The organism is Pelagibacterium sp. 26DY04, from assembly GCF_031202305.1.
In the GTDB taxonomy this organism is placed as follows: Bacteria; Pseudomonadota; Alphaproteobacteria; order Rhizobiales; family Devosiaceae; genus Pelagibacterium.
In genome coordinates, this window is record NZ_CP101731.1 from 342,079 (window position 1) to 362,696 (window position 20,618).

Sequence of the window (20,618 nt, forward strand, 5' to 3'; positions counted from 1 at the left end):
TTTAGTTCAGAACCTCTGCATAGCGAGCCGCTTCGCTGGCGATGAATTCTTCGAACTCAGCGCCGGGCCGGAAAACGGGGAGAATGCCGGCCGGGCTGACCGCCTCGCGGAATGCGTCGGACTGGGCAGCGGTTTCAACCGCATCCTGGAGCACGGCGACCACGTCTTCGGGAATGCCGGCCGGGCCATAGACACCGCCCCAGGCGCCGAACGTCAGATCGAAGCCCTGTTCTTGGGCGGTCGGAACATCGGGCATTGCCGGGTGCCGTTCGGTGTCGAAGATCGCCAGAACCTTCAGCGTGCCGTCGGTATAGGCGGTAACCGTTTCACCGGCGCCGGCCGCCACCGCATCAACGTGCCCGCCGAGCGCTGCCGCCACGGCCGGAGCGCCGCCATCGAACGGCACCGGGCTGAGCTGGGCGCCGGTCATGTTGGCGAGGGTAACGGTCGCCGCGGCGAACGAGGAGGCCGAACCCGAATTGGAGACCGAAAGCCCGCCTTCCTGAGCGCCGGCGATGAACTCTTCGAGCGTATTGTAGGGGCTCTCGGCGGGAACAGCGAGCACCACCGGGCTGTTCATGATCTGACCCAGATAGGTGTAGTCGGCGCGGTCGAAATCATAGCCGATGTTCTCGAGGATCGCGAATTCCACCGGCGCAAAGCCGATAGTGTAGCCATCGGGTTCCTGCTCGGCCACATGGGCGAAAGCCACGGTGCCCGAGGCGCCGGGCCGGTTCTCGACGATGAAGCTGACGCCGAGTTCCTTTTCCATCTCGGACACCAGCGCCCGCGAGGAGCGGTCCGATGCGCCGCCTGCGGCCGCCTGGACGACGAAGGTGATGTCCCCAGCTGGGAAATCCTGGGCGAAGGCCGTCGTCGACAGAGCCATCGCGATCAGGGCGGCGCCAGAAACGGCACCAAAGATGTTGAGGGTTTTCATAGGTTCTCTCTCCCGAAAGATCGTGGGTTGTTAGTCTTGTTCTGAAAGTTGGGTTTTCAGCTATTGGTCCTTCGTCTATCGAGCGCCGTTTCCCAGACCGTGACCATCCGCTGGCGCGACCCTTCGAGGTGGTTGGCCAATTCGGCCTCCGCCGCGACAGGATCGCCAGCCTTGATCAAGTCGAAGAGTTCGCGGTGCTTGACCGCGTTGGCATCGAGATTTTGATGAAGGAAAACGGTGAGACGCAGCAGCGTCATCATGATCTCTTTGTATTGCTGCCACACATCGGTCAGCCTGCGGTGACCGGAAAGGGCGCAAATCTCGTTGTGAAAATCGATGTCGGCCAACCCGAACGCTTCGGGGTCCTTGGCCTCTGCCGCACGCTCCATGGCCTCGACGGTTTCCTCGAGCCGGGCAAGCGAGTTCCTGTCGCCGCCCTTCATCACGAGGCGCACGGCCAGGGCTTCCAGCGTTCCGCGTAGCGAATAGAGCTCGTTGATGTCGTCCGGCCCGATGCCGGTGACCACGACGCCCTGGCGTCTGCTTTCAACCAGCCCTTCGGCCTGAAGAATCCTGAACGCATCGCGGACCGGACCGCGGCTGACGCCGTAGCGCTCGGCCAGATCGGCCTCGATCAGCCGCTCGCCCGCCGGCAAGTCTCCCATGACGATCGCCTCGCGCAGACCAGCGGCGACACGCGGACCCAGGGACTCTCGTATGATGACTGTCGGGCTCAAACTCACGCGCCCTGCTCCTCCATTTTGGACGACGGTAAACGGTTAACCGTTTACGAGTCAAGCCGGCGGTATGAATTGGAGTCGCACAGGCCACGGTCAGTCCTACATGACCGGACTCAGCCACCGACGTCCCCGGGTGCAGCTACTTGCTTGGAGGCTGCCTGGCGCATTGATCTTGGGTCAGAACCCGTGCTGTTCCGTGATCTCGGCGAGTTTTCCCGAAGCCGTCATTTCGGCGATGGCCTGGTCGATCAGCTCGCGCAGGAAGGTGTTCCGTGTCAGCATCACTATGCCGAAGCTGACCGAAGGCACGCGCGGCCCGCCTGTCATCAGCGACCAGGTGACCGGGCCATCGCCTCCAGCGGCCGCCAGGGTCAGCGCCGGCTCCCAAACGAACGCAGCCTCGATTGTTCCTCCGTTGAGACTGCGGAGCAGTGAGCGGTGATCGGGATAGGGAATACGTCGCCAACGCCCCTCCTCAACGGTCCCGACATAAGCAGCGAAGATCGCATCGGCGCCGGTTCCCACCCGCGTTCCGATGCGCGCGCCGGCCTCGGCAGCCTCCAGTGTCTCGGCTCTGCCTTCCCTGGTCGCAAGCACATAGCGAGTGACCAGATAGGGTTCGCTTACCGTTAGCCAAGTGGGAAAGGTCAGGTGGTTCATGGCGAAGCCCGTGAACACGTCGCACCGGTTGTTGAGCGCGGTAAATAGCGATTCCTCGCTCAGCGCGATCTGGAAATCATAAGGCGGAGCGGGGAAGGGATAGCGGATTTCCAGCCACTCGGTTTCGAGCAGAAGCAGCTTGCCGATCTCCTCGGCCACCGCGCGGTCGAACGGTTGCAGCGCTGAGGCCGACGACGCGCAGAAGCGGATACTGTCCCCGACCGGTCTGCGCGTCGTGTCGAGATAGTCGTCGGGAACGAAGGGTGTATCCGAAGCCTGTGGTGCCTGCCCCAAGGCCTGTGCCGCAAAGATACAGGTCAGCCCCAGCGCGAGCGCAGCGCCGGAAAGGCGAAGGAACATGGAGTGGGCTCTGGTCATGGGAAGTCCGGGACCCGGCCGCCCGGAGCAGTCCGGGCGGCGAAAAGATTGGCTCAGGTGTTAGGCAGGGCGAAGACGAACAAATTGCTGTCCGTCGAAGGCTGAAATTCGGGCGCCAATCGCAGGGCCGAGCCTCCTGCCAATGATGGGCCGGTTGAGACGGCGACATACTGCCGACCGTCGACCTCGAACGTAACCGGGTAGCCCGACACCTGGGCGCCGAGATTGACCTCCCAAACGGCCTCGCCGGTGTTCTGGTCATAGGCACGGAAAAAGCCCGCCACGTCGCCCGCAAACAGCAGTTCGCTACCCGTGGTCAGCACCGACAGGGTTGCCGCCGGAGTTTCGTTGACCCATAGGGTCTCGCCGGTCGAAACGTCGATACCGCGCATGGTGCCCACGAACTCCGAACCTGGAGACACGCGCTGGTCGGTCATCGCAATCTGGTAAACCCCGCCGCCACCGACACCTGGAACGGTTCCCAGCGTAGTTACGTCCATGCAGGTGTTGAACAGTGAGTAGTACATCGCGTTATTTACTGGGCTGTAGGCGCCAGTGAAGAAGTTCTTGCCGCCGTTCTGGCTCGGGCAGACTGCCACGGTCTGCTCCGGGCCATCGGGCACCACCGCGGCGTTGGTCGTCACCGCACCGGTCTCACCGTCGATGGATTCGACCACGTTCTGGTACACGGTCGGCGTCGCCCACAGGAACTCACCGGTCTCCCGATCAAGCGTATAGACGATGCCGGTCTTGCCCGGCACACCCGTCACGACGCGGTACTCACGGCCCTCCTCGATGTTGGGGTTGATCCAGGCCACCTCATCGGAGTTCGGTGCTACGACCGTATCGACCAGCAGGCGCTCGAACGGATGGTCGAGATCCCAATTGTCGATCAGGTGCTGGTAGTACCAGACGCGCTCGCCGGTATCGGCATCGAGTGCGATAGTCGAGTTGTGGTAGAGGTGTTGGTTTTCCGTGCCGCCCAGCATGAACTTGGGCGCGGGAGCGGTCACCGAGGTGCCGTAGATGATGAGGTTGAGTTCAGGGTCGTAGCTGGGGGCCATCCACGCGCCGACGTGCCAGCGGCCTTCATAGGGCACGTCACCCCAGGTGTCGTCACCTTCTTCGCCGATGCGCGGAATGTTGAGCGTGCGCCACAGCAGCTCACCCGATTCCGCGTCATGGGCCACCACTGCGCAGGCTTCCGGTCCTGCAAAAGGCTCGCAGCCGGAGGTCGAGATGATCTTGCCATTGACGATGATCGGACCGGTCGTGTGCTGCGCGGGGGTCACCTGATAGTCGTTGATCTGAGTTTCCCAGGCGATCTGCCCGGTCTGCGCGTCCAGCGCCAGCAGATAGTTATCGCCGGTCGTATCGATGATGATATCGCCGTAGATCGCTACGTTGCGATTGATCTGGGTGAACGGCATGTATTCGCTGAGGTCGGCAGGCAGCTCGCGCTCGTAACGCCAGGCCAACGCGCCGGTGGCGGCGTCATAGGCCTCGATGATGTCGTTGGTCTGGGGAAAGAACATCCAGCCGTCATAGACCAGCGGCGTGCCTTCGCCGATGCCGGAGGCAAGGCCTCGAGTCCAGACGAGTTGAAGCTGGTCCACGTTATCGGCCGTGATCTGATCCAGCGGGCTGTAGCCCCAACTGTTGACGGTACGTCGGAAGTTGAGCCAGTTCGCAGGATCGGGATTAAGAATCATTTCGTCGGTTACCGGCTCCCACTCCTCGCCCGGGCCAGCAATCGCGGAACCTGCCCCCAGGGCTGCAGCAAGCACCAAAATCGAGGCCCCTCTGACCCAGACTGAATTTGTCATTATGTCCTCCTCCAAGGTCTTCCAAAATTATTGTTCAAGCGCACGAACTGCGCACTTGGATGTGCGTTTAGGGGCGTGGCCGAGCAACAGAACGACTTCACCGCACGAGGCTACTCCTCCCCAAGAGACCTTCCAGCATTTGAAGCCTACGGCGGCGTCTCGCATCTCGCCTGCATGATCGTGATGCACGACCTGCACAAAATGCTTTCAGTCAGTTGGTTGGGAGTTCGCCGCCCAAACCGATCTGCGTGCTGCTGGGTTTTACGCGTTCTGCCCGCCCAGGCGCGTTGGTTGCCGTCGAAGTCGCGATCCAGGATCGCACGCCGCGAATGCCGGTCCCGTGTCCGCAAATGCTTGCTCGACTACCAAGATCAGCTTCCATGCCCTTTCCGGGCCGTCCGCTTGTTCCATGTACGCAACGACCTGCGGATATCCGAACTGCGCAGGCGATCGATCAGGTCCATCGGCCCCGCCTTGCGAAACCAGACCGGACCTCGCCGGTGAACAAGGGATGGTGTAGCACCAAACAAGGAATAAGCACTCACGTCGCTGCGACGGGCATGCTGTGACAGAATCCGCTTTGGTTCGGATTCTACCCTGGCAACTTCCATGGCTTAGGAATGGCGGAGAGAGAGGGATTCGAACCCTCGAGACGGTTCCCCGCCTACACACTTTCCAGGCGTGCGCCTTCGACCACTCGGCCATCTCTCCGTGTGCGTGCCCGATTATCCGTCTTTGCCCGCGCTGCCAAGGGGCCAAGTGCAAAAAGCTGCAAAAATCTCTGGTTTGCCGGATCGTTTTCATCGTCGACGCGTTGCGCCTTGGCAATTAAGCAAGACTCGTAAAACCCGTTGTGCGCCGCCGGGCGGGGCATGCTAGAAAGATGGGCCGGTTGAGCCGAGGATATAAGTGATGCGTGTGGTGATGAGAATTCTGGCGGCTGCGTTTCTGGCCTTGGCGCTGGTGCTGCTGGTGGCCGATGGCACAGCCATGCTCGCGGCGAATGCCTTTATCGCCACCCCACTCGCCACCACCATCTCGAACCTGCTGCCTGGCACGCTCGAAACGTTTCAGTCCGCGATTCAACAAAATGTGCATCCCTTGCTGTGGGAGCCTACGATCACCACATTGTTAGGGTGGCCCGGCTGGGTCGTAATCGGCGGCATCGGCTTGGTTCTGGCCGTTCTCGGGCGGTCGCGGTCGCGCCGTCGCATGGTCAGTATCGACCAGTTCTAAGCTTTCATGCAGTTGCGCCATCGGCCGGGCGCTCAAGCGTCATGGAGTTCGCGCATGATCTTTTCGCTGTTTTCCAAGCCCACCACCGTTCCCGCTTCCGGCGAAGCCTTGCCCGGGCGGAGTACGGAAATGGATGTGGCTGCCGACCATTTCGTATCGGGCCGTCCGCTCAAGGGCCCTTATCCTGCCGGCAGCGAGACGATCTATTTCGGTCTTGGCTGTTTCTGGGGCGCAGAGCGCCTATTCTGGCAGCTTCCAGGCGTCTATGTCACCGCGGTGGGATATCAGGGCGGGCTCACCCCCAATCCGAGCTATGAGGAAGTCTGCTCGGGCCATACCGGTCATACCGAGGCGGTGATGGTGATTTACGAACCCGACAAGATCTCCATCGACACCCTGCTCAAGACATTCTGGGAGGAGCACGATCCCACCCAGGGCATGCGGCAGGGCAATGATATCGGAACGCAATATCGCTCGGCGATCTATACGACTACCGATGCCCAGGCCGAGGCGGTCCGGGCCAGCCGGGATCGCTATGCCCAAGGTCTAAAGGCTGCGGGCAGGGGCGAAATCACCACCGAGATCGCGCCAGCCGGACCGTTCTATTTCGCTGAGACCTATCACCAGCAATATCTGGCCAAAAATCCAAACGGCTATTGCGGGCTGCAGGGCACTGGCGTTTCCTGCCCCATGCCGGCGCAATAGCCTTGCCAGACGATGAAGGCCCGCCTTATCCTTCGGGCCTTCATATTTGAGGTGGAGGCACATATGTCTCGTTGGCTGCTTGCCGTGCTTGGACTGGCGATCGGAGGCGTGCTAGGTTCCTGCGCCACGCTGAGCGAAGAACAGTGCCAAGCGGGCAACTGGCGGGCGATCGGGATGACCGACGGCGCCCAAGGCCGGCCCGCTGGCTATGTCTCCAATCACGTCGATGCGTGCGCCGAATATGGGATCGGGCTGGATCAGGCCCTTTACCAGGCTGGCCGTGCCGAGGGGCTGCAGACCTATTGTCGGCTGGACGTCGCGGCGGAGGAAGGCCGGGACGGGGAGCGCTACTATGGCGTGTGCGAGGGCAATATGGGGCTCGCCTTTGCTCGCGTGCATGCGGCCGGCCAGGATATCTATGAGCTCGAAGCCGAACTCAATTCCATCGACAGCGAGATCAGCAGCCTCGTAAGGCGCCTCGGACAGGGCGGGCTCACCGAAGCCGAGGCCGCGCGCATCGCATCTGAAATCCGCTCGCTCGAGCGCGACGAGGATTCACTGCGGCGCCAGATCCGGCTTGCCGAGAGCCGGCTGCGGGCGATCCAGCGGCAAGAGCAATTGCGCCTCGCCCAGACCGGAGCATGAAAAGGGCCCGATCGGGCCCTTTTTTCTGGAGCCGTCAGGCGCTGGGCTGCTTGACGATGCGCAAATAGGGGCGCACCTCGTCCCACCCTTCGGGGAATTTCTCCTTGGCCTGCTCGTTGGAAACGGCCGGTACGATGATGACGTCCTCGCCATTCTTCCAGTTGACCGGCGTTGCCACTTGGTGCTTGGCGGTCAGTTGCAGGCTATCGATCACGCGCAGGATCTCGTCGAAATTCCGGCCGGTGGAGGCAGGATATTCGAGCTTGAGCTTGACCTTCTTGTCCGGCCCGATGACGAACACCGAGCGTACGGTCAGTGTGTCGTTGGCGTTGGGGTGAATCATGTCATACTGGCGGGCGATGGTGCCATCGTCGGCGATCAGCGGGAAATTGAGGGCCGCGCCCTGGGTTTCCTCGATGTCCTTTGCCCAGCCGTCGTGGTCTTCGATCTTGTCGACCGAAAGGCCCAGCACCTTGACGCCGCGCTTTTCAAATTCGGGCTTGAGCTTGGCAGTGTAGCCGAGTTCGGTCGTGCAGACTGGGGTGAAATTCTTGGGGTGTGAAAAAAGCACGGCCCAATGGCCGTCGATATAGTCGTGGAAGCGGATTTCGCCTTCAGTGGTCTGGGCGGTAAAATCCGGGGCGGTGTCTCCGATGAGGATGGCCATCGCTACGCTTCTCCTTGTTGTCGCGCCGCATCGGGCACGCGCTGCATTGCGGCTATAATATCGGGTAGGACAGACCTTGGGTAAAGCGCTGAACAGAGAAACGTTTTGGGGAAATCGGTTCTCCCGTGGCATGGGGTTTCCGCTGCCGGCCACATGGCGCAATAGTGCGGTTTTATCTGTCGATATGCCCCAGATCCCGCTGGGGATCGATAAGGTCGCGTACCGCCTGTTTGAGCGTTTTGACATCGGGAAACCCGCCGTCGCGCTTGCGCTCCCAGATCAGGGTTTCTCCGGCGCGGATTTCGAAAATGCCCCCAGTGCCCGGCACCAGTATGACGGCATCGAGTTCGGTTCCAAAAGTCGAGAGTAGTTCCTGGGCCATCCAGGCCGAACGCAGCAGCCAGTTGCACTGGGTGCAGTAGGTGATGGTTATCGTGGGTCGTTCCTGTGTCATCGCCGTCATCCATGAGCCAATCTGGGCGCGTTTCGTCGTCGGTGCGGCAGTTCTGTGGACAATTACACGAACAAAGCGTTAGCGGATTTCAAATTTGTAGGGCGTTTTCAATGGGTTGTGGCGTGACGAATGGCAAAGCCGTTCCTGTTGAAAACGGTATAACGGTTTATGCACTTGTCAGGACAAGTACGTATAAGTTATTGATATTTTTAACTAAAATTTTAACTGCCGATTTCGGGTTCATCAGAGGGCGCGCCTCGAAACTGTTTCACTGCGCATCGGGTTAGCCAAGTCCACCACTTGTGCCATATTTGCTCCAGCAGAGGATCTCGCCAAGGGGGCGGAGCGGGGACGATGTTTGATGACATATCGCGGTTCAAGCCGCGTGCGCGGCAAAGACCGCTTGGCGAAATCCTGGCGGAGGCAATGGCGCGGCGGCGCACGATCCTTGGCTGCGATTGGCGATTAAACGCGGCATCGATATCGGCTTTGCTCTGCTGGCGCTGCTTGCCCTGTGGCTGCCGATCCTGGCGCTGTGCCTCATCTTTCGGCGAGTCTTGGTACAAATCCCGACGCGGGGACGTCATGGCAAGGTGTTCACCCGCATTAATTTCAGCTTTCCATCGGGCGATTTCGCCCGCTTCATGCGCGACAGCGGACTTTCGCGATTGCCCGAGCTCATCAACCTTCTCAAGGGCGACATGTCGCTTGTCGGACCATTCCCCAATGGCGGGGTCCGGGCCATGATGCGGCCGGGGCTCATCGGCTGTGACGATGCCGATTACGCCAGAAAATTCTCGCTTCGAGGCGACCTTGCAATTGCCTTTTCCGCAGTGCTGGGTCGGCGGCACTAGGGTCGCCATTCTTTTCATCACGCCCGATTGGAGTATATCTCTATGCTCCAACAGGGGGATAAGATTTGCCGCCGCGCTCCGAAACAACGCGTAACAAGCTCGACGATGCCGCACGGGCCGGTTGGCTCTATTACGTTGCCGGCAACACCCAGGACGAGATCGCGACCAAGCTCGGGGTCTCGCGCCAGAGCGCGCAACGCCTTGTTTCCCTTGCCATTTCCGAGAAGCTCATCAAAGTGCGGCTCGACCATCCGATGGCCAATTGCCTCGAACTAGGCGCCCGGCTCAGGGAGCTGTTCGGCTTGCGATTTGTCGAAATCGTTCCCTCCGATCCCGGCCATCCGGACGCTACCCTCGGCGTAGCGGACGCTACGGCGTTGGAGATAGAAAAGATTCTGGCCTCTCCCGCCCCTGTGGTCATGGGGATCGGAACCGGGCGAACGCTCAAGGCGGCGGTCGAGATGCTGCCGGCCATGGATTGCCCGCAGCACAAGATCGTTTCGCTCACTGGCAACATCGCGCCGGACGGGTCGGCGGCCTATTACAACGTCATCTTTTCGATTGCCGACAAGGTAAAAGCGCCAAGTTTTCCAATGCCTTTGCCGGTGATCGCGGTCTCGGAACGCGACAAGGACCTGCTGCACAGCCAGGTGGGAATCGAAAAGAACCTGGCGCTCGCGGCCCAGGCCCGCGTGTGGTTCGTCGGCGTCGGCGATCTTGGTCCAAACGCTCCGCTCTATGAGGATGGATTCGTGACCAAGGCCGAGCTCAAGGCGCTGCAAAAGGCTGGAGCGGTGGGCGAGATGATCGGCTGGGTCTTTGATTCCAAAGGGGAATTTATCGCCGGAATGACCAATGACCGCGTCGCCTCGGCGCCACTTCCGTCGCGCGAAACCACCCTCGTGATCGCCGCGGCGCGGGGTGAAAACAAGGTCGAGGCGATGCGGGCGGCCTTGGGACGGGGGCTGGTCAACGGGTTGATCACCGACGAGGATACCGCCGCAAGGCTGTTGGCATAAACCCAATATACGGGTTGAGATCGGCGAATTTGCCGATGATCGGCGGGTCTATACGGCGTCCGCCGCAATGGTCGTGCCAGATCGCATTATTTGCTGAGCAATTTCCCAGGCGGTGAGCAAAAGGGCTTGACTTTTTGTCGCAGGAAGTGAGTTATTGCCCATGCGTATAGCAAATGCTCAAACGAGCATATGGGAGGATTACCATATGAGATTGCGCTCGATCATCATCGGGTCGTGCTCGCTGCTAGCCCTTGCGGCCGGCGCGCAGGCCCAGTCCCTGACCATCGCCACCGTCAACAATGGCGACATGATCCGCATGCAGGGTTTGTCGGACCGGTTTACCGAACAAACCGGCATCGCGCTCGAATGGGTGACGCTCGAGGAGAACGTCCTGCGCCAGCGCGTCACCACCGACATCGCCACCGGCGGCGGGCAATATGACGTCATGACCATCGGCGCCTATGAAACCCCGATCTGGGCGGCGCAGGGCTGGCTGGCCCCGCTCGACGATCTGGGTGCGGACTACAATGCCGACGATCTGATTCCGGCCGTGCGCGAGGCGCTTTCGGTGGATGGGGTGCAGTATGCGTCCCCGTTCTATGCGGAAAGCGCCATGATCATGTACCGCACCGATCTCTTTGAAGAGGCGGGGCTGGAAATGCCGCAGGAGCCTACCTGGGAATTCATCGGCGAAGCGGCGCGGGCCATCCACGACCCGGAAAACGAAGTCTATGGCATCTGCCTGCGCGGCAAGGCCGGCTGGGGCGAGAACATGGCGTTCATCACCGCCCTTGCCAATTCCATGGGCGCGCGCTGGTTCGACGAGAACTGGGAGCCCCAGTTCGACAGCCCCGAATGGGGTGAGGCGCTCAACTATTATGTGAGCCTGATGACCGAGGCAGGCCCTCCGGGCGCGTCCTCGAACGGGTTCAATGAAAACCTCGCGCTGTTCCAGCAGGGCCGGTGCGGCATGTGGATGGACGCGACGGTCGCGGCCTCATTCGTCTCCAATCCCGAGGAAAGCCAGGTGGCCGACAACGTCGGTTATGCGCTGTTCCCCACCAATGGCGAGTTCGACAATCACGGCAATTGGCTGTGGGTCTGGTCGCTGGCGGTGCCGTCCTCGAGCCAGAATGTCGAGGCAGCCAAAGAGTTTATCGCCTGGGCCACCTCGGCGAGCTATCTCGAGATGGTGGCCGAGGAAGAAGGCTGGGCCAACGTGCCGCCGGGAACCCGCACCTTACTCTACGAAAACCCGCAATACACCGAAGCGGCTCCCTTCGCCGAAATGACGCTGGGCGCCATCGAAGCGGCCAACACCACCAACTCCTCGGTGCAGGAAGTGCCCTATGCCGGCGGCCAGTTCGTGGCTATCCCCGAATTCCAGGGCATCGGCACGGCTGTGGGCCAGCTCTTTTCGGCGGCTCTTGCCGGGCAGACGCCGGTGGACCAGGCTCTGCAGCAGGCCCAGCAGGTGACCCGCATGGAGATGGAACGCTCGGGGTATTACAACCAGTAAGGCTCCTCCCGGGCCGGCGCGGGCGGGGTCCTCGCGCCGGCTTGAGGTGCTTCCTCTCTGTCTCCGCGTTCCTGGCATGGATCCTCGGGTCAAGCCCGAGGATGACGAGGGGTGGTGGGGAGCGTGTGTGCTCTCCATCCGGCGCTGCAGGTTACTGGGTCCCGGATCAAGTCCGGGACGACGAGGTGGAGAAGTTGAAGCGCCCTCACGGGTATGAGTGGCGGCGGATGCGAAAGATCGCTGAAACGATCCTGAGGGGAGACGCAATGGCAACGCTACAGACCCAGACCGCGGCGCGGTTCATGATGGCGCCGGCTGTGCTGCTGCTATTGGCCTGGATGATCGTGCCCCTGGCCATGACGCTGTGGTTCTCGTTCCAGCGCTATAATCTTCTGATGCCGGGGATGGAGTATTTCACCGGCTTCGACAATTACCGCTATTTCTTCTCTAACCCCAATTTCCTGGCCGCGCTGACCAACACGCTGATCCTGGTGGGCGGGGTGCTGGCCATCACGCTTGTCGGCGGCACATTGCTGGCGCTGCTGCTCGATCAGCCGATCTTCGGGCAGGGAATCGTGCGGCTCCTGGTAATCGCGCCGTTTTTCGTGATGCCCACGGTTTCGGCCCTGGTCTGGAAAAACATGCTCATGCACCCGGTCAACGGGTTCTTCGCCTTTCTGGCGCGGGCCTTCGGATTGCAGCCGGTGGATTGGTTCGCGCAGGTGCCGCTCCTGAGCGTCATCATCATCGTCGCCTGGCAATGGCTGCCCTTTGCCACGCTGATCATTCTGACCGCGCTGCAATCGCTCGACGAGGAACAGCGCGAGGCCGCCGAAATGGATGGGGCCAAGCCGTTTGCGATGTTCTTTTACATCATCCTGCCGCACCTGGCGCGCGCCATCACCGTAGTGATGCTGATCGAGACCATCTTCCTATTATCGATCTTCGCGGAAATCCTGGTGACCACCAATGGCGGACCGGGGACGGCCACCACCAACCTCACCTTCCTCATCTACATGCAATCGCTGTTGCAATTCGATGTGGGACTGGCCTCGGCCGGCGGCATCGTGGCGGTGATCCTTGCCAATATCGTCGCGATCTTCCTTCTGCGGATCGTCGGCCGGAACCTGGAGGCGTAGATGGCGCGCGCTGTTTCGATCCGCCGCAAGATCGTCGTCTCGATAATCGCCTGGGCGATCGGGCTGGTGATCTTCTTTCCGATCCTCTGGACGATCCTGACCAGCTTCAAGACCGAGGGCGAGGCGATCTCCATTCCGCCCAGCTTCCTGTTCTTCGACTGGACGCTGGAAAATTACGAGACCGTGCAATCGCGCTCGAACTATTTCCGCCATTTCACCAATTCGGTGATCTCGGCGGTGGGCTCGACACTTTTGGGGCTGTTGATCGCCATTCCTGCCGCCTGGGCGATGGCCTTTTCGCCCACGAGGCGCACCAAGGACGTGCTGATGTGGATGCTCTCCACCAAGATGCTGCCAGCGGTGGGCGTTCTAGTGCCGATCTATCTGATCTTCCGCGATCTGCGCCTGCTCGACAGCCATATCGGGCTGATCGTGGTTCTGACCATGATCAATTTGCCCATCATCGTGTGGATGCTGTTCACCTATTTCAAGGAAATCCCGGTCGATATCCTGGAAGCGGCGCGCATGGACGGGGCCAATCTGCGCCAGGAGGTGATCCACGTGCTCACCCCCATGGCGGTGCCGGGCATCGCCTCGACGCTCCTGTTGAACATCATCCTCGCCTGGAACGAGGCGTTCTGGACGCTGAATCTGACGACCACCAACGCGGCTCCGCTGACCACGTTCATCGCGTCCTATTCCTCGCCCGAGGGGCTGTTCTGGGCCAAGCTTTCCGCCGCCTCGACGCTGGCGATCGCACCGATCCTCATCATGGGCTGGTTCAGTCAGAAGCAATTGGTCCGCGGCCTGACGTTCGGCGCGGTGAAATAGAAAAAGGGGAGAAACGTCATGGGTTCGATCAGGCTCGAACATGTGAAAAAGAGCTTTGGCGGGGTAACCGTCATCCCTGACATTTCCCTCGATATCGAGGACGGGCAGTTCGTCGTCTTCGTGGGGCCTTCGGGTTGCGGAAAGTCGACGCTGCTGCGCTTGATCGCCGGGCTCGAGGATGTGAGCGAGGGCACAATCGAGATCGATGGGAGCGACGTCACCCGCGCCGCGCCGGCCCAGCGCAAGCTGTCCATGGTGTTCCAGTCCTATGCGCTCTACCCGCATATGAGCGTGCGCGGCAACATCGCTTTCCCCTTGAAGATGGAGGGAGCGAGCAAGGAAGCGATCGACAAGGCGGTGGGCAATGCCGCTTCGATCCTGAACCTTACCGACTATCTCGACCGCAAGCCTCGCCAGCTATCGGGCGGGCAGCGCCAGCGCGTGGCGATCGGGCGGGCCATCGTGCGCCAGCCCAAGGCGTTCCTGTTCGACGAGCCGCTTTCCAACCTCGACGCGGCGTTGCGGGTGGCCATGCGGCTCGAGATTTCCGAGCTGCACAATAAACTCAAGACCACGATGATCTATGTGACCCACGATCAGGTCGAGGCCATGACCATGGCCGACAAGATCGTGGTGCTCAATGCCGGGCGCATCGAGCAATACGGCTCGCCCCTGGAGCTTTACGCCAAGCCCGCCAATAAATTCGTCGCCGGGTTCATCGGGAGCCCGAAGATGAACTTCATCGAGGGGGCCGAAGCGGAAAAACATGGCGCGGCGACGATCGGGGTGCGGCCCGAGCATTTGAACGTTTCGGCCGAGGGCGGAACGTGGCGCGGGGTGGTCGGCGTTTCCGAGCATCTGGGGTCGGACACGTTTTTGCATGTCAATGTCGAGGGTGTGGGGACGCTCACGGCGCGCGCTTCGGGCGATGTGCCGTTCCGGCATGGGGAGACCGTGGGGCTGAGTCCGGCCGAGGGGCGGATTTATCGGTTCGATGCCGAGGGGCGGGCGGTGTGATGGCGGTGTTGGGGATCGGTACGGGCACTGGCGGCTGTGGAAACGCTGCGCCCCCTTCATCCGCCCCTTCGGGGCACCTTCTCCCACCAGGGGAGAAGGGCAGATCGCGGCAGATGCTGCCAGATACAGCGACCCAGTTTCCGGGATATCCTAGATGAGTATCAAGCTTTCGGCTTCCGCTCTGCATGCCCTATCCGCGCAGGTTGCGGTGCCGCGCTATCGCCATGAGGACCTTGCCCCCGGGATCGTCCATTTCGGGGTGGGCAATTTTCATCGCGCGCATCAGGCGATCTATCTCGACGATCTGTTCAATCTCGGGCGCGACCAGGATTGGGCCATCGTGGGGGCGGGGGTGCGCGAGAGCGATGGGCAGATGCGGCAGATTCTGGCGGGGCAGGATTTTCTCTCTACCGTGGTCGAGCAGGAGGCGGGGGGGACGAGCGCCAGGATCACCGCGCCGATGATCGATTTCCTCGATCCCGGCGAGGGCGCGGCGATCATTGCCAAACTTGCCGATCCGGCGATCAGGATCGTGTCGCTCACCATCACCGAGGGCGGGTATTATCTCGATGCCAAGGGGCATTTTAATCCCACCCATCCCGAGATCGTCGCCGATGCCGCCAATTTCGAGACGCCCAGGACCGTGTTCGGGCTGATCCTGGCCGGGCTCAAGGCGCGGCGGGAAAAGGGCGTGGTGCCCTTTACAGTGATGAGCTGCGACAACATTCCCCACAACGGGGTGGTGACCATGAACGCGGTGGCGGGGTTGGCCGATCTGATCGATCCCGCACTGGCCGGCTGGGTGCGGCAAGAGGTGGCGTTCCCCAATGGCATGGTGGACCGCATCACCCCGGCTACGTCCGACCGCGAGCGGGAGTTCGTGGCTTCCGAGTATGGCATAGCCGATGGCTGGCCGGTGTTTTGCGAGACGTTCAAGCAATGGGTGCTCGAGGACAATTTCCCCGCCGGGCGGCCGGCGCTGGAAAAGGTCGGGGTGACGTTCGTGGACGACGTTTCGCCCTGGGAGCTGATGAAGATCAGGATTCTCAATGGCGGGCACGCGGCGATCGCCTATCCTTCGGCGCTCATGGATATCCATTTCGTCCATGAGGCGATGGAGCATCCGCTGGTCGCCGCCTATCTGGAAAAACTCACGGTCGAGGAGATCATCCCCGTGGTGCCGCCGGTGCCCGATACGGACCTTGACCAATATCGCCGGTTGATCGCCGAGCGCTTCGCCAACCCCAAGATCGGCGACACCATTCAGCGGCTCTGTCTCGACGGTTCGAACCGGCAGCCCAAGTTCATATTGCCCTCGGTGGAGGACCGGCTGGCGGCGGGAGCGTCGGTCACCGGGCTGGCGCTGGTTTCGGCCTTCTGGTGCCGCTACTGCTATGGGATAAGCGATTCCGGGGCGCCGATTGCGCCCAACGATCCGAGCTGGGACAGGCTGCAGACCGCGGCGATTGCCGCCAAGGACGATCCGAGGGCGTTTCTCGCCATGAAGGACATCTTCGGCAGCGTGGCCGACAATGCCGATTATGTGGCGGCGTTCTCCCATGCGCTCAGGACGATCTGGGAGGTCAGCGCGCGCGAGACGCTGACCCGCTATATCGAGAACCGGTTGTGATGGAGGCTTCCGAACCCGAACTCGTAATCTTCGATTGCGACGGGGTGCTGGTGGATTCCGAGCCCATAGCCATCGACGTTCTGATCGAAACCGTGGCGGCGCGGGGCGTGCGGATCGGGCGCGACGCGGCCTATCGCGATTTTCTCGGGCGGACGCTCAAGACCGTTTCGGCGGCGCTTTGGGCCGACTATGGCGTTGAAATGGACGAAACCGCGCTCGACGAGATGCGGCACCGGCTTTATGCGCGCTACCGGGACGCGCTGAAGCCGATGGCCGGCGTTTTCGATATGCTCGACCGGCTTGATGCAGCGTCCTGCGTGGCATCGTCGAGCGTTTATGAGCGGATCGAGGTGAGTCTGAAGCTCACTGGGCTGCACGATCGCTTCGCGCCCCACATCTATTCGGCGACCGCCGTGCCGCGCGGCAAGCCGGCGCCCGATCTCTTTCTCCATGTTGCCGAGCGTATGGGCGTTGCGCCGCGCGACTGCGTGGTGATCGAGGACAGCCCGGCCGGGGTGATGGCCGCCAAGGCGGCGGGGATGGCGGTGATCGCCTTTACCGGGGGCGGGCATGTGGGACCGGCCCGGCTGGAGGCGCAATTGGCGGGGCTCAAGCCCGATGCGATCTTGGGCGATATGCAGATGCTGCCCGATCTTTTAAGCTCGCTCCGGGAATGCCAAAAGCGCGCCTGAGCGCGCGCTGCAGAAATCTCGGGGGAAGCCATGTCAGCCCTTCTGGTTGCCGTCGATGTCGGCACGACCAGCGCCCGTGCCGGCGTGGTGACGGCGGCCGGCGGGCTGCTGGCCCGTGCCCAGGCACCGATCGCCATGCGCCGAGAGGGGGCTGGGCGGGGCGAGCACGATTCCGAGGACATCTGGCGCGCCGTCTGCGCGGCGGTGCGCGAGGCGGTGGCGCAGGCAGGGTGCGACCCGGCAGAAATCGCGGCGATCGGCTTTGCCGCCACCTGTTCGCTGGTGGTGCGCGACGGCGAGGGGCGGCCGCTGCCGGTGGGGGGCGAGGGGTGGGACACCATCGCCTGGTTCGATCATCGCGCCATTGCCGAGGCCGGCGAGATCAATGCGACCGCGCATTCAGTGCTCGGCTTTTCGGGCGGGGCGCTGTCGCCGGAGATGGAAATCCCCAAGCTCCTCTGGCTCAAGCGTAACCGGCCCGAGATATGGGCGCGGGCGGGAATGATGTTCGACCTCGCCGATTTCCTGACCTGGAAAGCGTGCGGGTCGGGCGCGCGCAGCCAATCGACGCTGACGGGGAAGTGGTGCTTTCTCGCCCATGAGGAGCAGGGCTGGCGGGGCGACTTTCTCTGTGCGGTGGGGCTCGATGACCTGCTGGAGCGCGCGAAGCTGCCGCAACAGGCGGCGCCGGTGGGAACGCGGCTGGGCACGCTCACCCCTCATGCCGCCAAGGCGCTGGGGCTTTCGAGCGGTACGGCGGTGGCCGGCGGCATGGTCGATGCGCATGCCGGTGCACTGGGATTGTTGGGCGGGGAGACCGAGACCGACAAGCATCTGGGCCTGATTGCCGGAACCTCCAGCGCGGTGGTGGCGTTGGCCGGGGAACCGCGCCCGATGCGGGGCATCTGGGGTCCGTATTACGGGGCTGTGCTGCCGGGCTTGTGGTTTTCCGAGGGCGGGCAGTCGGCCTCGGGGGCGGCGCTCGACTATGTGCTGGGGCTTTACGGGCTCAAGGGGCCAGAGGCGCATGAGGAGATGATCGCGCGCATCGAGCGGCTGCGCCAGGACGAGCCCGTGCTTGCGCCCCGGCTGCATGTGCTGCCCGATTTCCATGGCAACCGCTCACCGCTCGCCGATCCTCACGCGCTGGGGGTGATTTCGGGACTGACGCTGGATGGCTCGCTCGACGGGCTGGCGCGGCTGTATTGGCGCACCATGGTGGGGCTGGCGCTGGGGGTGCGGCACATTCTCGAAACGCTCAACGCCAATGGCCATGCCATCGATACGCTGCATGTGGCAGGCGGGCATACGCGCAATCGGCTGCTGATCAGGCTTTATGCCGATGTAACCGGTTGCGCGGTTCGCCGGCTTTCCGGCGGTGACGCCATGCTGCTGGGCGCGGCCATGGCGGCGGCGAGCGCGGCAAGGATTTATCCCGGCCCCGCGCAAGCGGCGCGGGCAATGCGGAACGGGACGGATGCGCGCGCGCCCGACCCCTCGGTCAAGGCGCTCTATGACCGCGATTATGCGGTGTTCCTGCGCATGCAGGAGCATCGGGCCGAGCTCGAGGCGATCACCAAAGGCGGCTGATCCTTGGAACGCGATGGGCGTCCCATGCCTTGAGAGGGAGACCTGAGAAGGGAGCGTTTCGGCAATGGTTCATATCGTCCTGTTTCATTCGGTGCTCGGCCTGCGGCCGATCGAGGGGGAAATCGCCGCCGTGTTCGAGGCGGATGGGCACAGTGTGACGCTGCCCGACCTCTATGGCGGGCAGGCTTCGGACGATTACGATGCGGGGTTTGCGCTGCACCGCGAAATCGGGGAGGAGGCAATTGCTGCGCGTGCCGAGGCGGCGATGAAGGGCGTGCCCGAGGATGCGGTGCTGGCCGGGGTCTCGTTCGGCACGACGCTGGCGAGCCGATATTGCGCGCGGCGTCCTGAAGCAAAGGGGTGCTGTTTTTTGCAGGCGTCGCGCCCTGGGAGGCGGCGCCGCGCTCTGGATTGCCGGTTTCGGCGCATGTGGCAGAGCCCGATCCGTTCGATGATGAGGATTATTTCGCGGACTGGGTGGAAAAGGCCGGGGAGGCGGAGGTGGAGCTGTACCGCTACCCTGGGGTGGGGCACTATTTCCTCGATCCGGCGCTGGAGGATTATGACGAAGAGGCGGCAAGGTTGTGCCTCGATCGATCGCGGGCGTTTTTGAAGGCGGTGTAGGGGCGCGGCGACATCGGCTGCGGAGGCGGAACGCACATCTTCTGAACTGCGTGGATGTCTTGCGGGTCTCCGGGCCAATCCCGAAGACGATGAAGGGGAGGTCCGTGGGAAGAGGCCGAGAGCGGCGCGCATACCTTGCCCCGGGGTGACACGGTGGACGAGGAGGCGAGGTGGGCGAAACTGCAACCAGAGAGCTGGTTTCGTCGCCGTTACCGTATTAACTCGTCATTGTCGGGCGTGATCGACAATCCGCAGGGCTGCCGCGGAGGGTAGTAGCTGCGGGCCTCCGCTTACGCTTCGGACGTGGGCTCGCTGCCTCTACCGGATGGCCCTGCCGTCGGCGTCGAAGAGGTGCTGTTTGGCTTTGTCGAAGGTGACGAAGACGTTCGAGCCGGGGGCGAAATGGTGTTCGCCGAAAAGGCGGGCGGTGAGGAGGCCGATCTTGTCGTTGGAAAGGTAGAGATTGGTGTCGGCGCCGAGCTGTTCGATATGGACCACCTTGCAGGACAAATCGCCGGCGGTTTGCGAGACGCCGATGTGCTCGGGGCGGATTCCGAGGGTTTTGGCGGATTTTTCGCCCAAGGCGACGGCATCGATGAAGTTCATCTGCGGCGAGCCGATGAAGCCGGCGACGAAGGTGTTGGCGGGGCGGTTGTAGAGCTCCATGGGGGTGCCCACCTGCTCAATGCGGCCTGCGTTCATCACGACGATCTTGTCGGCGAGCGTCATGGCCTCGACCTGATCGTGGGTGACATAAACCATGGTGGCGGCAAGCTCGCGATGGAGGCGCGCGATCTCCAGGCGCGTGTTGACGCGAAGCGCCGCGTCGAGATTGGAAAGGGGCTCGTCAAACAAGAAGAGTTTGGGCTTGCGCACAACGGCGCGGCCGATGGCCACGCGCTGGCGCTGGCCGCCCGAAAGCTCGGCGGGGCGGCGCTCGAGGAGCGGGTCGAGGCCGAGCATGTTCGAGGCGACGGAAACGCGGTCGTCGATTTCGGACTTGGCGGCGCCCTCCTGCTTCATGGCGAGCGACATGTTGCCCTTGACGGTCAAATGCGGATAGAGCGCGTAGGATTGGAACACCATGGCGATGCCGCGCTTGGCGGGCGGGGTGGTGTTGACCACCGTGCCGGCGATTTCGACGGTGCCCGAGGTCGCGTCCTCCAGCCCGGCGATGATGCGCAAGAGCGTTGATTTCCCACAGCCCGAGGGGCCGACGAAGATCACGAATTCGCCGTCCTCGACGGAGAGGTCGATGCCGTGCAGGACGTCGGTGGAGCCGAAGGTCTTCTTGATCGATTTGAGTTCGAGGGCGGTCATTTGGTGTGTCCTCTCGTATTCCAAGGCGCCTTCGGCGCCCCCTCATCCGCCCCTGCGGGGCACCTTCTCCCCAGGGGGGCGAAGGAAAGAAAGGGCGTGGCGGTCACGGAAGCCCCTCGCCCCTTTGGGTGA

Annotated in this window: 20 protein-coding genes and 1 tRNA gene; 13 read left to right on the forward strand and 8 right to left on the reverse strand. The window is 62.4% G+C overall.

Annotated features, from left to right (window positions below):
- Nucleotide 1 precedes the first annotated feature (1 nt).
- The 5 genes from NO932_RS01590 to NO932_RS01610 form a co-directional block, all read right to left on the reverse strand.
- Complete coding sequence (locus tag NO932_RS01590; RefSeq protein ID WP_309209278.1) at nucleotides 2-940, reverse strand: tripartite tricarboxylate transporter substrate binding protein; 939 nt, start codon at nucleotides 938-940, stop codon at nucleotides 2-4.
- 56 nt (nucleotides 941-996) lie between these two features.
- The gene (locus NO932_RS01595) at nucleotides 997-1,683 is read right to left on the reverse strand and encodes a GntR family transcriptional regulator (RefSeq protein WP_309163124.1); all 687 of its coding nucleotides are present in this window, start codon (nucleotides 1,681-1,683) and stop codon (nucleotides 997-999) included.
- Between the two features lie 174 nt (nucleotides 1,684-1,857).
- Nucleotides 1,858-2,718: a transporter substrate-binding domain-containing protein gene (locus NO932_RS01600; RefSeq protein ID WP_309209279.1), complete on the reverse strand. Its 861-nt coding sequence runs from the start codon at nucleotides 2,716-2,718 to the stop codon at nucleotides 1,858-1,860.
- Between the two features lie 53 nt (nucleotides 2,719-2,771).
- On the reverse strand, nucleotides 2,772-4,544 hold the full coding sequence (locus NO932_RS01605) for a PQQ-binding-like beta-propeller repeat protein (RefSeq protein ID WP_309163122.1): 1,773 nt from the start codon (nucleotides 4,542-4,544) through the stop codon (nucleotides 2,772-2,774).
- 621 nt (nucleotides 4,545-5,165) lie between these two features.
- Nucleotides 5,166-5,255: transfer RNA gene (locus NO932_RS01610), tRNA-Ser, on the reverse strand.
- A gap of 201 nt (nucleotides 5,256-5,456) precedes the next feature.
- On the opposite strand from NO932_RS01610, the gene NO932_RS01615 reads away from it, so the two are divergent.
- The 3 genes from NO932_RS01615 (at nucleotide 5,457) to NO932_RS01625 (ending at nucleotide 7,130) form a co-directional block, all read left to right on the forward strand.
- On the forward strand, nucleotides 5,457-5,780 hold the full coding sequence (locus tag NO932_RS01615) for a hypothetical protein (RefSeq protein ID WP_309209280.1): 324 nt from the start codon (nucleotides 5,457-5,459) through the stop codon (nucleotides 5,778-5,780).
- 54 nt (nucleotides 5,781-5,834) lie between these two features.
- Entirely contained in the window at nucleotides 5,835-6,485 is a 651-nt protein-coding gene (msrA, locus tag NO932_RS01620) for a peptide-methionine (S)-S-oxide reductase MsrA (protein WP_309209281.1), read from the forward strand.
- Nucleotides 6,486-6,548: 63 nt separating this feature from the next.
- Nucleotides 6,549-7,130 carry a DUF2799 domain-containing protein gene (locus NO932_RS01625; protein WP_309209282.1) on the forward strand — a complete coding sequence of 194 codons (582 nt, stop codon included), beginning with the start codon at nucleotides 6,549-6,551 and terminating at the stop codon, nucleotides 7,128-7,130.
- 34 nt (nucleotides 7,131-7,164) lie between these two features.
- Here NO932_RS01625 and NO932_RS01630 read toward each other — a convergent pair whose 3' ends face one another.
- Complete coding sequence (locus NO932_RS01630) at nucleotides 7,165-7,797, reverse strand: peroxiredoxin (protein ID WP_309162981.1); 633 nt, start codon at nucleotides 7,795-7,797, stop codon at nucleotides 7,165-7,167.
- Nucleotides 7,798-7,969: 172 nt separating this feature from the next.
- Complete coding sequence (locus NO932_RS01635) at nucleotides 7,970-8,251, reverse strand: SelT/SelW/SelH family protein (protein ID WP_309209283.1); 282 nt, start codon at nucleotides 8,249-8,251, stop codon at nucleotides 7,970-7,972.
- A gap of 458 nt (nucleotides 8,252-8,709) precedes the next feature.
- On the opposite strand from NO932_RS01635, the gene NO932_RS01640 reads away from it, so the two are divergent.
- The 10 genes from NO932_RS01640 to NO932_RS01685 all read left to right on the forward strand — a co-directional run bounded on the left by NO932_RS01640 (nucleotide 8,710) and on the right by NO932_RS01685 (nucleotide 19,166).
- Nucleotides 8,710-9,105, forward strand: coding sequence for a sugar transferase (locus NO932_RS01640; protein ID WP_309209284.1), 396 nt, complete (start codon nucleotides 8,710-8,712; stop codon nucleotides 9,103-9,105).
- Nucleotides 9,106-9,170: 65 nt separating this feature from the next.
- Entirely contained in the window at nucleotides 9,171-10,124 is a 954-nt protein-coding gene (locus NO932_RS01645) for a sugar-binding transcriptional regulator (protein ID WP_309209285.1), read from the forward strand.
- 205 nt (nucleotides 10,125-10,329) lie between these two features.
- Complete coding sequence (locus tag NO932_RS01650) at nucleotides 10,330-11,643, forward strand: sugar ABC transporter substrate-binding protein (protein ID WP_309209286.1); 1,314 nt, start codon at nucleotides 10,330-10,332, stop codon at nucleotides 11,641-11,643.
- Between the two features lie 266 nt (nucleotides 11,644-11,909).
- Nucleotides 11,910-12,782 carry a sugar ABC transporter permease gene (locus tag NO932_RS01655; RefSeq protein ID WP_309209287.1) on the forward strand — a complete coding sequence of 291 codons (873 nt, stop codon included), beginning with the start codon at nucleotides 11,910-11,912 and terminating at the stop codon, nucleotides 12,780-12,782.
- Complete coding sequence (locus NO932_RS01660; protein ID WP_309209288.1) at nucleotides 12,783-13,613, forward strand: carbohydrate ABC transporter permease; 831 nt, start codon at nucleotides 12,783-12,785, stop codon at nucleotides 13,611-13,613.
- 18 nt (nucleotides 13,614-13,631) lie between these two features.
- Nucleotides 13,632-14,630, forward strand: a complete 999-nt coding sequence (locus tag NO932_RS01665) for an ABC transporter ATP-binding protein (RefSeq protein WP_309209289.1) — start codon at nucleotides 13,632-13,634, stop codon at nucleotides 14,628-14,630.
- A gap of 154 nt (nucleotides 14,631-14,784) precedes the next feature.
- Complete coding sequence (locus tag NO932_RS01670) at nucleotides 14,785-16,260, forward strand: mannitol dehydrogenase family protein (RefSeq protein ID WP_309209290.1); 1,476 nt, start codon at nucleotides 14,785-14,787, stop codon at nucleotides 16,258-16,260.
- Nucleotides 16,260-16,952 carry an HAD family phosphatase gene (locus NO932_RS01675; RefSeq protein WP_309209291.1) on the forward strand — a complete coding sequence of 231 codons (693 nt, stop codon included), beginning with the start codon at nucleotides 16,260-16,262 and terminating at the stop codon, nucleotides 16,950-16,952. Before NO932_RS01670 ends, NO932_RS01675 begins: the two co-directional genes overlap by 1 nt.
- A 30-nt stretch (nucleotides 16,953-16,982) precedes the next feature.
- Complete coding sequence (locus NO932_RS01680) at nucleotides 16,983-18,542, forward strand: FGGY-family carbohydrate kinase (RefSeq protein ID WP_309209292.1); 1,560 nt, start codon at nucleotides 16,983-16,985, stop codon at nucleotides 18,540-18,542.
- A gap of 360 nt (nucleotides 18,543-18,902) precedes the next feature.
- Nucleotides 18,903-19,166 (forward strand): dienelactone hydrolase family protein, encoded by a 264-nt coding sequence (locus NO932_RS01685; RefSeq protein ID WP_309209293.1) that lies wholly within the window; start codon nucleotides 18,903-18,905, stop codon nucleotides 19,164-19,166.
- Nucleotides 19,167-19,484: 318 nt separating this feature from the next.
- On the opposite strand, the gene NO932_RS01690 is transcribed toward NO932_RS01685, so the two are convergent.
- Nucleotides 19,485-20,486 (reverse strand): sn-glycerol-3-phosphate ABC transporter ATP-binding protein UgpC, encoded by a 1,002-nt coding sequence (locus NO932_RS01690; RefSeq protein ID WP_309209294.1) that lies wholly within the window; start codon nucleotides 20,484-20,486, stop codon nucleotides 19,485-19,487.
- Between the last annotated feature and the right edge of the window lie 132 nt (nucleotides 20,487-20,618).

What these genes read in the sequence shown, in the direction of transcription:
- NO932_RS01625 (WP_309209282.1), top strand. Translation starts at nt 6,549, where the DNA reads ATGTCTCGTTGGCTGCTTGCCGTGCTTGGACTGGCGATCGGAGGCGTG.
- NO932_RS01605 (WP_309163122.1), bottom strand. Translation starts at nt 4,544, where the DNA reads ATGACAAATTCAGTCTGGGTCAGAGGGGCCTCGATTTTGGTGCTTGCT.
- NO932_RS01615 (WP_309209280.1), top strand. Translation starts at nt 5,457, where the DNA reads ATGCGTGTGGTGATGAGAATTCTGGCGGCTGCGTTTCTGGCCTTGGCG.
- NO932_RS01635 (WP_309209283.1), bottom strand. Translation starts at nt 8,251, where the DNA reads ATGACACAGGAACGACCCACGATAACCATCACCTACTGCACCCAGTGC.
- NO932_RS01650 (WP_309209286.1), top strand. Translation starts at nt 10,330, where the DNA reads ATGAGATTGCGCTCGATCATCATCGGGTCGTGCTCGCTGCTAGCCCTT.
- NO932_RS01680 (WP_309209292.1), top strand. Translation starts at nt 16,983, where the DNA reads ATGTCAGCCCTTCTGGTTGCCGTCGATGTCGGCACGACCAGCGCCCGT.
- NO932_RS01665 (WP_309209289.1), top strand. Translation starts at nt 13,632, where the DNA reads ATGGGTTCGATCAGGCTCGAACATGTGAAAAAGAGCTTTGGCGGGGTA.
- NO932_RS01655 (WP_309209287.1), top strand. Translation starts at nt 11,910, where the DNA reads ATGGCAACGCTACAGACCCAGACCGCGGCGCGGTTCATGATGGCGCCG.
- NO932_RS01630 (WP_309162981.1), bottom strand. Translation starts at nt 7,797, where the DNA reads ATGGCCATCCTCATCGGAGACACCGCCCCGGATTTTACCGCCCAGACC.
- msrA (WP_309209281.1), top strand. Translation starts at nt 5,835, where the DNA reads ATGATCTTTTCGCTGTTTTCCAAGCCCACCACCGTTCCCGCTTCCGGC.
- NO932_RS01675 (WP_309209291.1), top strand. Translation starts at nt 16,260, where the DNA reads ATGGAGGCTTCCGAACCCGAACTCGTAATCTTCGATTGCGACGGGGTG.
- NO932_RS01590 (WP_309209278.1), bottom strand. Translation starts at nt 940, where the DNA reads ATGAAAACCCTCAACATCTTTGGTGCCGTTTCTGGCGCCGCCCTGATC.
- NO932_RS01690 (WP_309209294.1), bottom strand. Translation starts at nt 20,486, where the DNA reads ATGACCGCCCTCGAACTCAAATCGATCAAGAAGACCTTCGGCTCCACC.
- NO932_RS01670 (WP_309209290.1), top strand. Translation starts at nt 14,785, where the DNA reads ATGAGTATCAAGCTTTCGGCTTCCGCTCTGCATGCCCTATCCGCGCAG.
- NO932_RS01660 (WP_309209288.1), top strand. Translation starts at nt 12,783, where the DNA reads ATGGCGCGCGCTGTTTCGATCCGCCGCAAGATCGTCGTCTCGATAATC.
- NO932_RS01600 (WP_309209279.1), bottom strand. Translation starts at nt 2,718, where the DNA reads ATGACCAGAGCCCACTCCATGTTCCTTCGCCTTTCCGGCGCTGCGCTC.